The organism is Mycobacterium europaeum (assembly GCF_034555895.2).
In the GTDB taxonomy this organism is placed as follows: Bacteria; Actinomycetota; Actinomycetes; order Mycobacteriales; family Mycobacteriaceae; genus Mycobacterium; species Mycobacterium europaeum.
In genome coordinates this window covers 3617112-3629942 of the sequence record NZ_CP157315.1, presented here as the reverse complement: position 1 = coordinate 3629942, position 12831 = coordinate 3617112, and the positions used below count along the sequence as shown (strand labels likewise).

General features: G+C 70.9%; 12 protein-coding genes. 5 read left to right on the top strand and 7 right to left on the bottom strand.

Annotation, left to right across the window (positions count from 1 at the left end):
* Positions 1-21: 21 nt before the first annotated feature.
* Positions 22-372 (bottom strand): DUF732 domain-containing protein, encoded by a 351-nt coding sequence (locus tag U8D42_RS16575; protein WP_322859628.1) that lies wholly within the window; start codon positions 370-372, stop codon positions 22-24.
* Between the two features lie 161 nt (positions 373-533).
* On the opposite strand from U8D42_RS16575, the gene U8D42_RS16570 reads away from it, so the two are divergent.
* Positions 534-1451, top strand: a complete 918-nt coding sequence (locus U8D42_RS16570; protein ID WP_322859629.1) for an extracellular catalytic domain type 1 short-chain-length polyhydroxyalkanoate depolymerase — start codon at positions 534-536, stop codon at positions 1449-1451.
* An 81-nt stretch (positions 1452-1532) separates the two neighbouring features.
* On the opposite strand, the gene nei2 is transcribed toward U8D42_RS16570, so the two are convergent.
* Genes nei2 through U8D42_RS16555 form a run of 3 tightly spaced genes read right to left on the bottom strand, consistent with a single transcriptional unit; the run spans position 1533 to position 7634 of the window.
* A complete protein-coding gene (gene nei2, locus U8D42_RS16565) occupies positions 1533-2288 on the bottom strand; it encodes an endonuclease VIII Nei2 (protein WP_322859630.1) in 756 nt (251 codons plus the stop codon).
* Positions 2289-2301: 13 nt separating this feature from the next.
* Entirely contained in the window at positions 2302-6924 is a 4623-nt protein-coding gene (locus U8D42_RS16560; protein WP_322859631.1) for an ATP-dependent helicase, read from the bottom strand.
* 38 nt (positions 6925-6962) lie between these two features.
* Positions 6963-7634: a TetR/AcrR family transcriptional regulator gene (locus U8D42_RS16555; RefSeq protein ID WP_085241695.1), complete on the bottom strand. Its 672-nt coding sequence runs from the start codon at positions 7632-7634 to the stop codon at positions 6963-6965.
* A gap of 351 nt (positions 7635-7985) precedes the next feature.
* On the opposite strand from U8D42_RS16555, the gene U8D42_RS16550 reads away from it, so the two are divergent.
* Positions 7986-8369: a hypothetical protein gene (locus U8D42_RS16550; RefSeq protein ID WP_085241694.1), complete on the top strand. Its 384-nt coding sequence runs from the start codon at positions 7986-7988 to the stop codon at positions 8367-8369.
* Between the two features lie 97 nt (positions 8370-8466).
* Complete coding sequence (usfY, locus tag U8D42_RS16545) at positions 8467-8778, top strand: protein UsfY (RefSeq protein ID WP_085241693.1); 312 nt, start codon at positions 8467-8469, stop codon at positions 8776-8778.
* A 131-nt stretch (positions 8779-8909) separates the two neighbouring features.
* Here usfY and U8D42_RS16540 read toward each other — a convergent pair whose 3' ends face one another.
* The gene (locus U8D42_RS16540) at positions 8910-9059 is read right to left on the bottom strand and encodes a hypothetical protein (protein WP_167542750.1); all 150 of its coding nucleotides are present in this window, start codon (positions 9057-9059) and stop codon (positions 8910-8912) included.
* A gap of 107 nt (positions 9060-9166) precedes the next feature.
* Between U8D42_RS16540 and U8D42_RS16535 the strand changes: the two genes are divergently transcribed.
* Both U8D42_RS16535 and U8D42_RS16530 read left to right on the top strand, forming a co-directional pair.
* Positions 9167-9604 (top strand): ATP-binding protein, encoded by a 438-nt coding sequence (locus U8D42_RS16535; protein ID WP_068059208.1) that lies wholly within the window; start codon positions 9167-9169, stop codon positions 9602-9604.
* On the top strand, positions 9601-10389 hold the full coding sequence (locus U8D42_RS16530) for an RNA polymerase sigma factor SigF (protein WP_067918163.1): 789 nt from the start codon (positions 9601-9603) through the stop codon (positions 10387-10389). Before U8D42_RS16535 ends, U8D42_RS16530 begins: the two co-directional genes overlap by 4 nt.
* Here the strand turns inward: U8D42_RS16530 and U8D42_RS16525 are convergent.
* Positions 10360-10791 (bottom strand): STAS domain-containing protein, encoded by a 432-nt coding sequence (locus U8D42_RS16525; protein ID WP_090422798.1) that lies wholly within the window; start codon positions 10789-10791, stop codon positions 10360-10362. The genes U8D42_RS16530 and U8D42_RS16525 overlap by 30 nt on opposite strands.
* Before the next feature lie 178 nt (positions 10792-10969).
* Positions 10970-12766: an acetyl/propionyl/methylcrotonyl-CoA carboxylase subunit alpha gene (locus U8D42_RS16520; protein WP_085241691.1), complete on the bottom strand. Its 1797-nt coding sequence runs from the start codon at positions 12764-12766 to the stop codon at positions 10970-10972.
* Between the last annotated feature and the right edge of the window lie 65 nt (positions 12767-12831).

Sequence of the window (12831 nt, the reverse complement as noted above, 5' to 3'; positions counted from 1 at the left end):
CTGTCAACTAGCTGTTAACTTTCAGCCGTGGTTGCCGTACTTCGGGCAGTACGCGCGGATGCTGACCCCGACGAAGTAGCCGGCGTGGTAGCCATCGAGGTGGCTGTTGTTCATGACGTCGTTTGCCACCTGTTCCGGCGGTTCGCCGGAGTCGAGTTCCTGGCACACCAAGTGACCGGATCGGATCGCCGTCTCGGGAGATTCGTAGTTGATGCCCTTGGCCGTCAGCGCCGCCAGGAAAGCGTCATCGGTGGCGGTGGCGTGGGCGGTCGCGGTCGGTCCCAGGAGCCCCAGCAGCCCGACCGCCGGGACGACAACGGCAGCCGACAACAACAGCGCCAGGCTGGGGTTGCGGATCTGGGTCCTCGTCATTTCTGATACTCCCGTGACATCGAAGTGCCATTGCTCGTTGACAGCGGGGGCTGCCGGAATAGTTGCACGTTGCGGTGTCGCACGGTGCAGGATCAATCATATTGCGACCATCGCCACACCCCGTTTTGCTGCGGCCCCGATCCCGTCGGTGCACTGACGGGATGCCGTACGTGCGTTGGTTGGCGCTGGCCGTCGTGGCGGTGTCCTTGGCGGCCTGTGGTGTGCGGCATGTGTCGGCGGCCAGTGCTCGGGATGCCTCCGGGACGTTCCGTTCCGCCGGCATGGACCGAACCTACCTGCTGCACCTGCCGCCGGGTAGCCCGGTGGGCCTGGTGCTGAGCCTGCACGGCGGCGGCGGCACCGGGAAGGGGCAGCGGGGCCTCACGGCGTTCGACAAGGTGGCCGATGCCCACGACCTGCTGGTGGTTTATCCCGATGGTTACGACAAGAGCTGGGCCGACGGGCGGGGCGCGTCGCCGGCGGATCGCCGGCATGTCGACGATGTCGGCTTCCTGGTGGGGTTGGTGGGCAAGCTGCAGAATGATTACGGCATCGCCCCCGGACATGTCTTCGTCACGGGAATGTCCAACGGCGGCTTCATGTCCAACCGGCTGGCGTGTGACCGCGCCGACGTGTTCGCGGCGGCGGCGCCGGTGGCGGGCACCCTGGGCGTGGGCGTGGCGTGCAATCCGTCGCGGCCCGTGTCGGTGTGGGAGGCGCACGGCACCGCCGACCCGCTGGTGCCGTTCAACGGCGGTGTCGTGCGCGGCCGCGGCGGGGTGAGCCACTCCATCTCCGCCGACGCCATGGTGAACAAGTGGCGCGTCGCCGACGGTTGCCAGGGCGATCCTGCGGTGCAGGCGCTGCCCAACGTCGGGGACGGCACCGTCGTGCACCGCTTCGACTCCCCGGCGTGTGCGGCGTCCACCGAGGTGACCTTCTACCGGATCGACAGCGGCGGGCACACCTGGCCGGGCGGGAGGCAATACCTGCCCAAGGCGATCATCGGCCCCACCACCCGCTCGCTCGACGGGTCGGAGGCGATCGCGGAGTTCTTCCTGGCGCACGCCCGCGACTAGTGGCGATCGCGAGGGCGTTGGGGGCACCTCCCGCTTGCGGGGGACCGGGCGCTGCGGGTTGCCGCCGTGGGACTGGCCGCGTCAGCGCTGACACGACGGGCACCAGTAGGCGACCCGTTCGCCGGTGCCGTCGTAGCAGATGCGGGTGCCGCAACGCCGGCAACTCTGCCCGGCCCGCCCGTAGACCCACAGCTGCCGCCCCGTCCGGGTGTCGCCCGTGGTGCATCGGTTCCAACGGAATCGGTTCTGCCACAACATGTCTCGTGCGAGGGACACCAGCCGGTGCGGGTCGGAGACCGCGCTCACCGGCGCGGTGGGCAGATGCCCGCTGACGAAACACAGCTCGTTGCAGTAGACATTGCCGATGCCGGCCAGCACCCGCTGGTCGAGCAGCGCCTGGCCCAGGGGCCGGTCCGGCTGGGCCGCCAGGTTTGCGGCGGCCAGCGCGGGGTCCCAGTCTGGGCCCAGCAGGTCCGGCCCCAGGTGGGCGACGGCGTCGCCGTCGCGGTCGCGGTCGAGGATCTCCAGGACGCCGAGGTCCACGCCGACGGCGCGGACGGAGCCGGCTTCCAGGACGATGCGGGCCCGGTGGTCGACCCGGACCGGCCGGTCGCCGACCCGCCAGCTGCCGTCCATCTTCAGGTGCGAGTGGATGCTGGCCCGGCCGACCCGGATGAACAGGTGCTTGCCCCGGCTGAGCACCTCGTCGACCGCCTGCCCGGTCAGGTCGACGGTGGCGTACCGCGGGACGCGAACGTCACAGCGCGTCAGGGTGCGGCCGGCCAGGTGCTCGCGCAAGACGGCCGCGGTGTGCCAGACGGTGTCCCCTTCGGGCATGGTGCTCGCCGCCTCACCGCAGCCGCAGTCCGCGCGGTGTGCGGGCGAACCCGGCCTCCTGCAACGCGTTCGCCACCCGGGTCGGCCCATCCTGGGGCTGCAGCGCCGGCACCCCGTCGATGCGTTCCACCAGGATCGACGCGACGCGCCGGGAGGCGACCAGGTCGGCCAGCGCCGCGGCCGCCGCGTGGTGGGACGCCGGGTCGTCGCCGAAGGTGAGCAGCGACCGCCCGCCGCGCTCCAGGAACCAGGCCAGGTGGCCGTCCACCAGGACGACGAGCGCGCCGGCCTTGCGGCCCGGCCGCGCCCCGGCGGCCTCGGCGCCGGAGGCGGGCCACGGTAGCGCGGCGCCGTACGGGTTGGCCGGGTCGGCGGCGGCCAGCGCCACGGCCCGGTATTGCGGGCGCTCGGGATCGATGCCGTCGCTGTAGCTGCGCAGCCGGTCGACGGTCGACGCGACGGCGAACTGGGCGCCGCCCAGCGACTCGACGAAGTACCCGCGTTGGCACCGGCCGGCTTCCTCGAAGCCGCTCAGCACCTTGTAGAGCGTGGCGAACCCGCCGGTGACGCCCTCGGCCGCCACCGCGCCGCGGGTGAGCACGCCGTGGCGGCCCAACAGCAACTCCGCCTGGTAGTGGGAGCGCACCGTGGAATCGGGCTCGGGGGCCGGCAGGGCCGACCAGCGGCCGGCCACGGTCGGGTCGGCGGGGCGCGTTTGCGCGTGCGCGACGCTGTAGCGGCTCAGGCGCGGCGGCCGGTGCGACCGGTGCGCCGGGGCGGAGCGTTTGCGGCTGCCCGCGCCGCCGAGCACGGCGCGCACCGGCGCGAACGTGTCACCGGTGACGCGGCCGGCCCAGATCAGTTCCCAGAGCGCGGCTTTCAGCTCCCCCTCGGGGATTCCGCTCTGGGCCAGCTGACGGAAGAAGTACGCGCCGCCGCCGGCCAGGGTGTCCAGAATCGCGCGATGGGCGTCGGTTTCGTCGATCTCGGCGGGCGCGGTCAGGCCGGCCAGCGTCAACGGCGCGGAATCGCCCACGTGCAGTGCGACCCAGCCGTCGCCGGCCGAAATCGACCCCGCGCCCGACCAGGTCACCTCTCCGGTGGCGAGCAGCTCGTCGAGCATGGCGGGGGAGTAGTCCCGGACCCGGGGGCCCAGGATCAGCGGTTCGAGCGCCGACGCCGGCAAGCGGACACCGGCCAGCTGGTCGACCACCGACATCAGCCCGTCCAGCCCCGAGTGGGCGGGCGAACCGGGGGAGGCCACCCCGTGCCAGGCCGGCAGAAACCGCCCGTACGCGGCGATGCTCACCGGTTCGACCTGCGCCCGCAGCGCCGCCAGCGAGCGCCGCCGCAAGACGCGCAACACGTCGGCGTCGCACCATTGTTCGCCGCCGGTCGCGCCGGAGACCCCGGATGCCGCCGCGGCGACGAAATCACCGCGCACCAGCCGGCCTTGAGAACTGGACGGGTCGGCCAGCCGGCCCAGCACGTCGGCCGTCACCCGCAGCCCCAGCCCGAACCGGGCGGCGGCCTCGGCCGTGGTGAACGGCGTGTGGGTGCGCGCGTAGCGGCCCAGCAGCTCGCCCAGCGGGTCGGCCACCGCCTCGGTGAACGCGGCCGGCACACCCAGCGGAACCGGCGCGCCCACCCCGTCGCGCAGCCGCCCGATGTCCTCGACGGCCACCCACCAGCTGCGGCCGGCGAACGACACGGTCAGCACCCGCCGGGCCGCGAGCAGGCCCTCGAGCCAGCCGCCCACCCCGGCCCCGCCGGCCCGGGCGGCGATCTCGTCCTCGGTCATCGGGCCCAGCAGCCGCAGCAGGTCCGCCACCCCTTCGGCGTCGCGCGCGGCCCGGTCCTGCGTCAGGTGCTGCAACTGGCGGCCCGTCGCGGCGATCACCTCGACATCGAGTAATTCACGGAGTTCGACCCGGCCCAGCAGCTCGGCCAGCAGGGTGCTGTCCAGCGACAGCGCGGCGGCCCGGCGCTCGGCCAGCGGCGAGTCGCCCTCGTACATGAACGCGCCGACGTAGCCGAACAGCAGCGACGCCGCGAACGGTGACGGCCGCGGCGTCTCGACCTCGAGCACCCGCACCCTGCGCTGGGCGATGCCGGCCATCAGCGCGGTCAGGGCCGGGACGTCGTAGACGTCCTGCAGGCATTCGCGGACGGTCTCCAGCACCACCGGGAAGTCGGGGTATTTGCGCGCCACCTCCAGCAGCTGGGCGGCCCGCTGGCGCTGCTGCCACAGCGGCGAGCGGCGGCCGGGGTGCCGGCGGGGCAACAGCAGGGCGCGGGCCGCGCACTCGCGGAACCGCGACGCGAACAGCGCCGAGCCGCCCACCTCGGCGGTGACGATCGGGTCGATCTCCTCGGCGTCGAAGACGAAAAGGTCGGCGCCGGGCGGGTTCTCGACGGTGTCGGACGCGAAATCGGAAAAGGTGTCCGGCAGGCGCACCACGATGCCGTCGTCGGAGGCGGTGGGCTTCTCGTCCAGGCCGTAGCGCTCGCGCAGGCGCCGGCCCACCGCCAGCGCCAGCGGCCCGTTCACCCGCAGCCCGTACGGCGAGTGCAGGATCACCCGCCAGTCGCCCAGCTCGTCGCGGAACCGCTCGACCAGCAGGGTGGTGTCGGTGGGGACCACCCCGGCCGCGGTGCGCTGCTCGTCCAGCAGCGCCCACATGTTGTCGGTCGCGTAGGCGTCGAAGCCCAGGCCGGCGCACCGGGCGTCGAACGCCTCGCGGTCCAGCCCGGCCAGCTCGCCGGTGAACGCGCCGAGCGCCGCGCCCAGCTCGGCCGGCCGCCCCACGCCGTCGCCGCGCCAGAACGGCAACCGGGCCGGCTGCCCGGGCGCGGGGATCACCAGCACCCGGTCGTGGGTGATCTCGGTGATCCGCCAGCTGGTGGCGCCCAGCGAGATCACGTCCCCGGGCCGGGATTCGTACACCATCTCTTCTTCGAGTTCGCCCACCCGGGTGGGCTTTTCGGCCTCCGACGCGAGGTACACGGCGAACAGCCCACGGTCGGGGATGGCGCCCCCGGAGGTCACGGCCAGCCGCTGCGCGCCGGGCCGCGCGGTCAGCGTGCCGGAGTCGCGGTCGTAGACCAGCCGCGGACGCAACTCGGCGAACTCGGTGGACGGGTACTTGCCCGACAGCAGGTCGAGGGTGGCCTCGTACACGCTGCGCGGCAGCGTCGCGAACGGGGCGGCCCGGCGCACCGTGTCGAACCAGCGGTCGGCGTCCAACGGCTCCAGCGCGGCGGCCGCCACCGTCTGCTGCGCCAGGATGTCCAGCGGGTTGGTGGGCACCCGCATCGTCTCGATCTCGCCGGCGAGCATGCGCTGCACGGTCACCGCGCAGCCGATCAGGTCGGTGCGGTGCTTGGGGAACAGCACGCCCTGCGACACCTCGCCGACCTGGTGGCCGGCCCGCCCGATGCGCTGTAGGCCGCTGGCCACCGAGGGCGGCGCCTCGACCTGGATCACCAGGTCGACCGCGCCCATGTCGATGCCCAGCTCCAGGCTCGACGTGGCCACCACCGCCTTGAGCAGCCCGCGCTTGAGGTCCTCCTCGACCAGGGCGCGCTGCTCCTTGCTGACCGAACCGTGGTGCGCGCGCGCCAGCAGCGGCTCGGCGCCGTAGGTCTGGCCGCTGCCCATGATGTGTGCGGGCGCGCCGCCGGGCACCCCGCGGTTGGCGTCCGGCGTCAGCGCGATGCCGCAGCGTTCGGCGTGGATCTCGTTGAGCCGCGCGGTCAGCCGCTCGGCGAGCCGCCGCGAATTGGCGAACACAATGGTCGACCGGTGCGCCTCGATCAGGTCGACCAGCCGCGCCTCGACGTCGGGCCAGATGCTGTTGTTGGCCAGGTTGGCCATGTCGGGCACCGGCACCTGCACCGTCAGCTCGACGGTCTTGGCCGCCCGCGGGGCGACCACCCTTGTCCGAGTCGCGGGGCCTCCTCCCGACAGGAACCGGGCGAGCTCTTCGGGTGGGCGCACGGTCGCCGACAGCCCGATGCGCTGCGCGGGCCGGCCCTCCCGCAGGTCTTGTGACAAGTCCTGGAGCCGCTCCAGCGACAGCGCCAGGTGCGCGCCCCGCTTGCCCGCGGCGATGGCGTGGATCTCGTCGACGATCACCGTCTGAACCCCGGCCAGCGTCTCGCGCGCCGCCGACGTCAGCATCAAGAACAGCGACTCCGGCGTGGTGATCAGGACGTCGGGCGGCCGCGCGATGAGCTGGCGGCGTTCGGCGGGCGGCGTGTCGCCGGAGCGGACGCCGACGCTGATGTCCGGTGGCGGCAGGCCGTGGCGCTCGGCGATGCGGGTGAGGCCCGCCAGCGGGGTGCGCAGGTTGCGCTCGACGTCGACCGCCAGCGCCTTGAGCGGCGACACGTAGAGCACTCGGGTGCCGGCCGGCCGTTCCGCCGAACCGGCGAGGGCGGCCAGGGAGTCAAGGGCCCACAGGAACGCCGCGAGCGTCTTGCCGGATCCGGTCGGCGCGATCACCAGCGTGTTGTCGCCGTCGGCGATGGCGTCCCAGGCCTGGGCCTGCGCGGTGGTGGGACCGGCGAACGTGCTGGTGAACCATTCGCGGGCGGTCGCGCTGAACCGGCCTAACGGGTCACGGGTGCTCACCTGACCATGGTGCCAAGTCGCACCGACATGCGTGCGGGCTAGCGCGGTTCGATGCGGGCCGTGGCCATCGCGTGGGACAGTTCCGCGGGTATCTCGGGCACCCGTGCGATGGCGTCGAACAGCGAGTGCGCGCAGGCGTCGGCGAGGCGCTCGGCGTTGATCGTGGGGTCGATGATGCGCTGGCGGCACAGCTCGAAGGTGAACGCCAGCCAGCCGTGGCAGATCACCCGTAGGTCCCGCTCGACGTCGGCCTCCAGCTTGGCGCCCGAGATGTTGGCCACCAGGTCGTGGATCCGGCTCATGATGTGCTCGAGCTGGCGGTTCTTGGCTTCGTCGTCGACGCCCAGCAGAACCGGGTCGGACCGGCCCAGGCCGACGTAGGCGGCCCACGCGGCCTCCGGGTTCTGCTCGTGGTAGGCCATGTACGCCATGACCCCCATCCGCACCTCTTCGTACATGGTCAGGCCGCTGGCGTCGTCCATGTTGGTGGTCTCGTAGAGCCGGTCGGCCTCGTCCTTGACCACCGCGGCGAAGAAGGCGCGCTTGTCGGGGAAGTAGTGATACATCAGCGCCCGGGACACTCCGGCGCGCTCGGCGATCTCGTCGATCCGCACCTCGTCGTAGGGTCGCTTTCCGAAGACTTCTGCCCCCAAAGCGAGCAGCTCAGCGCGTCGATCCTCGGGGGATAACCGCCTTCGGGCTGTCGGCATGTGAGAGATAGTACTCATCGGTGCTGAGACACCAATGAGTTTGTGTCTATCCGGCGTTCACGCCCCGTGCCAGCGGTGATTCATAGGTGTAATTGACGGTGTTGTCAGTGGCGCGGCACCCGGAGCCGCCCGCCCGTCGCCCCGGATTCCGGCCCACCGCGCGACCCGGGCGGTTTACCGGTTTTTCCGTTGGGTATGTGTTCCCGTGCGCACACCGCTGGTGCCGGCGCGATCGGGGTCCGAAGATCGTCGGCCATTAGCCGTCGCGCGGTAACCATTGCGACGCGGCAAACGATGAACAAGACAATGATCGGGTGGGGCACAACCACGTGGGGGACATGAGGGGCGCGGATGCACAAAGCGGATGAGCGGTCGGGTGGTGATCGCTTGGGGCAGGAGGACGGCGAGGTGCGCGCGGCCGTCCGGTTCGCGGTGTTGGTCGCGGCCGCGGCGGTCGGCTTCCTGGTCATGGCCGCGTTGTGGGTCAGCACCTGCCCGGGCAACAGCGTGGACACCGTGGCCTGCGGCGCTCCGCAGCGCACTTTGCTGGCGCTGGGTGGGCCGCTGATCCTGCTGGCGGGCGGGCTCTGGGCATTCCTGCGCACCTACCGCGTGTGGAAGGCGCAGGGCACCTGGTGGGGATGGCACGGCGCGGGCTGGTTCCTGTTCACGCTGATGGTGTTCATGGGGGCCCTCGGCGTGGCCCCGATCGCCGGCCAGTCGCTGGCCCTCTGAGGAGGGTCTCGCCAAAACCCTTCCGGGGGATCTACCGTTGAAGGTGCAACCCGTATTGAGCTGCGCACAAGTCACGAAGTTTCCACTAGGAGCAGCCATGGGAGACACCTTTCATGACCCCGTCGACCACCTGAGGACCACGCGGCCGCTTGCCGGCGAATCGTTGATCGACGTGTTGCACTGGCCCGGCTATTTGCTGGTGATGGGGGGCGTGATCGGGGCCAGCGGGAGCCTGGCGGCCTTCGGCACCGGACATCATCACGAGGGCATGACCGCCGGCGTGCTCGCCATCATCGCCGCGGTTCTGGGACTGGTGTGGGTGGCGATAGAACACTGGCGGATCCGCCGGCTCGCGGATCGCTGGTACGCCGAACACCCCGAGGCACACCGCCAGCGGCCCGCCAGCTAGGGGCACGCACGCCGCGCTCCGGCAAGCGGCGAATCATTTTTCGGGGAAGCGGGTGTGGGGGGTTACCGGCCCCGTCGAGTGGGTATCAGGTGTGCACCATGATGAGTGCCGGAAAGGTTGCGTCAGCGTGGTCATCCCATCATGGGGGACACGATCACGAGGACGCCGACGTAGATGCTTACCGCCAGAATCACGAACACGGCCAGCGCGATCCCGGCTGCTACCGCCGCGCGCTCGAGCGGTCGCGCCCGAACCGCTTCGCTGGCCTTTGGACCCTCCATACTGGGCCCAATACCCGGCGGCAAACGTGACTAATCGACTCGAACGTACGGTCCACGGCGGTGTGCGGGGCGGTAGTAATGTCAGTCAAACGTTGCCGGGAGACCAGATGAACGATGCGGGATTGCGCACCAGCAAGCGTCAGCGCGGCCATCGCGCCGTCGAACTGCACGTCGCGGCGCGCCTGGAGAACCTCGCGATGCTGCGGACGCTGGTCGGTGCGATCGGCACCTTCGAGGATCTGGACTTCGATGCCGTGGCGGATCTGCGGCTCGCGGTCGACGAGGTGTGCACCCGGTTGATCCGCTGCGCCACCCCCGACGCCGTCCTGGTGGTGGTGGTCGACCCGCAGGACGACCAACTGGTGGTGGAGGCGTCGGCGGCGTGCGACACCCATGACGTGGTGGCGCCCGGCAGCTTCAGCTGGCACGTGCTGACGTCGCTGGCCGACGACGTCCAGACCTTCCACGATGGTCGCGAACCCAACCAAACCGGCAGTGTCTTCGGTATCACGCTGACGGCGCGACGGGCGGCCTCCAGCAGGTGACACCACCAGCTGCCGGCGGTTCGGTCTCGCGCCCGAACGAGTACGCCGATGTCCCGGACATGTTCCGTGAGTTGGCGACCGTGCCCGCCGACTCGATGGAATTCCAGCGTCAACGGGACAAGATCGTCGAGCGTTGCCTGCCCCTGGCAGACCACATCGCCCGCCGGTTCGAGGGACGCGGCGAACCGCGCGACGACCTCGTCCAGGTGGCGCGGGTGGGACTGGTGAACGCGGTGGTCCGCTTCGACGTGGAGACCGGCTCCGACTTCGTGTCGTTCGCGGTGCCCACGATCATGGGCGAGGTTCGCCGGCACTTCCGCGACAACAGCTGGTCGGTCAAGGTGCCACGGCGCCTCAAGGAACTGCATCTGCGCCTGGGCACCGCCACCGCCGATCTGTCGCAGCGGCTCGGCCGGGCGCCCACCGCGACCGAACTCGCCGCCGAACTCGGCATGGACCGCGAGGAGGTGGTGGAGGGCCTGGTGGCGGGCAGCTCGTACAACACCCTGTCCATCGACAGCGGAGGCGGCAGCGACGAGGACGAAGCCCGCGCCATCGCCGACACGCTGGGCGACGTGGACACCGGCCTGGACCGGATCGAGGACCAGGAGTCGCTGCGCCCGCTGCTCGAGGCGCTGCCCGAACGGGAACGAACGGTGTTGGTGCTCAGGTTCTTCGAGTCGATGACGCAGACACAGATCGCCGAACGGGTCGGCATCTCCCAGATGCACGTCTCCCGGCTGCTGGCGAAGTCGCTAACGCGGCTGCGCGACCAATTGCAGTAGGGACAGGGGCTGTTCGCCTTCCGCGCGCAGCGGTTCCAGGAGCGGCTCGGCCGACGGCGTCGTCACGGGCAGGGTGCCGTCGGGGTCGCAGATGCGTAGCAGCCGCGACACCGCCGGGCTGGGCGCCATGGCCCAGTCCACCTGGGCGCCCGAGCACCCGACGTTGATCCGGTGCAGGGCCGAAAAGCCGGCCGTGCCAATGAATTTCAGCCCGCGAAGGTCCAGGATCATGCGCGGCGAACGACCGGTGACCTGTCGGACGTAGGCCGCAAGCTGGTCGGCGTTGGCGGCGTCGAGCTCACCGTCCACCGTGATCAGCGTGCCCGACGAGTCCCAGCGCGCGGTGAACTGTGCCGCGCGGCTGTGTTGCCAAGATTGGGCCACAGACATTACTGACTCCATCCGTAGAGGAGGATGTGCTGCGGAAGGTGCCAGGCGTGTACTGAACCGAAAAGTACAGAGAGTTCGTCTTCCCGCGCCCGTTCATCTGATCCGCACGGCTGTGAACTCAACCTGACCCGAACGCTACCCCCGCCGGACCGGGCCGACAACTGTTTCCCACGAATAGGGTTTCCGCGGGCTATTTGATCTCGGCGAGGACCGTGCCCTGGGTGATGGCGACGCCGGCCTCGACCGCGAGTCCGGTGATCACGCCGTCCTTGTGCGCGGTGACCGGGTTCTCCATCTTCATCGCCTCCAGGACCACCACCAGCTCGCCGACCACGACTTGCTGCCCCTCCTCGACCGCGACCTTGACCACGGTGCCCTGCATGGGCGCGGTCACCGCGTCACCGGAGGCGGCGGCGCCGCCGTGCGCCCCGCGCTTGCGCGGCTTGGGCTTCTTGCGGATGACACCGGCCGGGTCGGCGGCCGAACCGTTCCCCAGCGCCAGGTCACCGGGCAGCGACACCTCGAGCCGGCGGCCGCCGACCTCCACAACCACCTTCTGGCGGGGCCGGGTGTCCTCCTCGTCGAGGGGCTCGCCCCCGGTGAAGGGCTCGATGGTGTTGTTCCACTCGGTCTCGATCCAGCGGGTGTGCACCGAGAAGCCCTCACCGTCGCCGATGAACGCCGGGTCCGACACCACGGCGCGGTGGAACGGGATGACGGTGGCCAGCCCTTCGACGTGGAATTCATCAAGAGCCCGGCGGGCGCGGCGCAGTGCTTCATCTCGGTCAGCGCCGTAGACGATGAGCTTGGCCAGCATCGAGTCGAACTGGCCGCCGATCACCGAGCCGGCCTCGACGCCGGAATCCAGCCGTACGCCCGGGCCGCTGGGGGTGTCGTATCGGGTGACGGGACCGGGGGCCGGCAGGAAGCCGCGTCCGGCGTCCTCGCCGTTGATCCGGAACTCGATGGCGTGGCCGCGCGGCGTCGGATCCTCGGTCAGGTCCAGCTTCTCGCCGTTGGCGATCTTGAACTGCTGCAACACCAAGTCGATGCCCGCGGTCTCCTCGGTGACCGGGTGCTCGACCTGCAGGCGGGTGTTGACCTCCAGGAACGAGATCAGGCCGTCCTGGCCGACCAGGTACTCGACGGTCCCGGCGCCGTAGTAGTGCGCTTCCTTGCAGATGCGCTTGGCCGACTCGTGGATCTCCTTGCGCTGCGCGTCGGTGAGGAACGGCGCGGGCGCCTCCTCGACCAGCTTCTGGAAGCGGCGCTGCAGCGAGCAGTCCCGGGTGCCGGCGACGATCACGTTGCCGTGCTGGTCGGCGATCACCTGCGCCTCGACGTGGCGGGGCTTGTCCAGGTAGCGCTCGACGAAGCACTCGCCGCGGCCGAAGGCGGCGACGGCTTCGCGGACCGCCGACTCGTACAGGTGCGGGATCTCTTCGATGGTGCGTGCGACCTTCATGCCGCGGCCGCCGCCGCCGAAGGCCGCCTTGATGGCGATCGGCACGCCGTACTCCTTGGCGAAGGCGACCACCTCGTCGGCGTCCTTGACGGGGTCCGGGGTGCCCGGCACCAGGGGGGCCTGGGCGCGGGCGGCGATGTGGCGGGCGGTGACCTTGTCACCGAGGTCGCGGATCGACTGGGGGCTGGGGCCGATCCAGATCAGCCCGGCGTCGATGACCGCCTGCGCGAAATCGGCGTTCTCCGAGAGGAAGCCGTAGCCGGGGTGGACGGCGTTGGCGCCCGACTTGGCCGCCGCGTCGAGCAGCTTGCCGAAGTCCAGGTAGGACTCCGCGGAGGTCTGGCCCCCCAGGGCGAAGGCCTCGTCGGCGAGGCGCACGTGCGGCGCGTCGGCGTCGGGCTCGGCGTACACCGCCACGCTGGGCAGGCCCGCGTCGCGGGCCGCCCGGATCACCCGGACAGCGATCTCGCCGCGGTTGGCGACAAGCACTTTGGAGATCCTCGAGCTGGCGTGACTAGCCACTGCGCCTCCTGTTTGGCAGATCTGAAGCGGACGTGTTTCCGCCGTGGGCTTCTTTAAGAGAGTTT

Bases quoted from the DNA above. Each gene is read 5' to 3' on its own strand.
- U8D42_RS16550 (WP_085241694.1), top strand. From the start codon at position 7,986: ATGCACAAAGCGGATGAGCGGTCGGGTGGTGATCGCTTGGGGCAGGAG.
- usfY (WP_085241693.1), top strand. From the start codon at position 8,467: ATGGGAGACACCTTTCATGACCCCGTCGACCACCTGAGGACCACGCGG.
- U8D42_RS16555 (WP_085241695.1), bottom strand. From the start codon at position 7,634: ATGCCGACAGCCCGAAGGCGGTTATCCCCCGAGGATCGACGCGCTGAG.
- nei2 (WP_322859630.1), bottom strand. From the start codon at position 2,288: ATGCCCGAAGGGGACACCGTCTGGCACACCGCGGCCGTCTTGCGCGAG.
- U8D42_RS16540 (WP_167542750.1), bottom strand. From the start codon at position 9,059: ATGGAGGGTCCAAAGGCCAGCGAAGCGGTTCGGGCGCGACCGCTCGAG.
- U8D42_RS16570 (WP_322859629.1), top strand. From the start codon at position 534: ATGCCGTACGTGCGTTGGTTGGCGCTGGCCGTCGTGGCGGTGTCCTTG.
- U8D42_RS16525 (WP_090422798.1), bottom strand. From the start codon at position 10,791: ATGGAGTCAGTAATGTCTGTGGCCCAATCTTGGCAACACAGCCGCGCG.
- U8D42_RS16535 (WP_068059208.1), top strand. From the start codon at position 9,167: ATGAACGATGCGGGATTGCGCACCAGCAAGCGTCAGCGCGGCCATCGC.
- U8D42_RS16575 (WP_322859628.1), bottom strand. From the start codon at position 372: ATGACGAGGACCCAGATCCGCAACCCCAGCCTGGCGCTGTTGTTGTCG.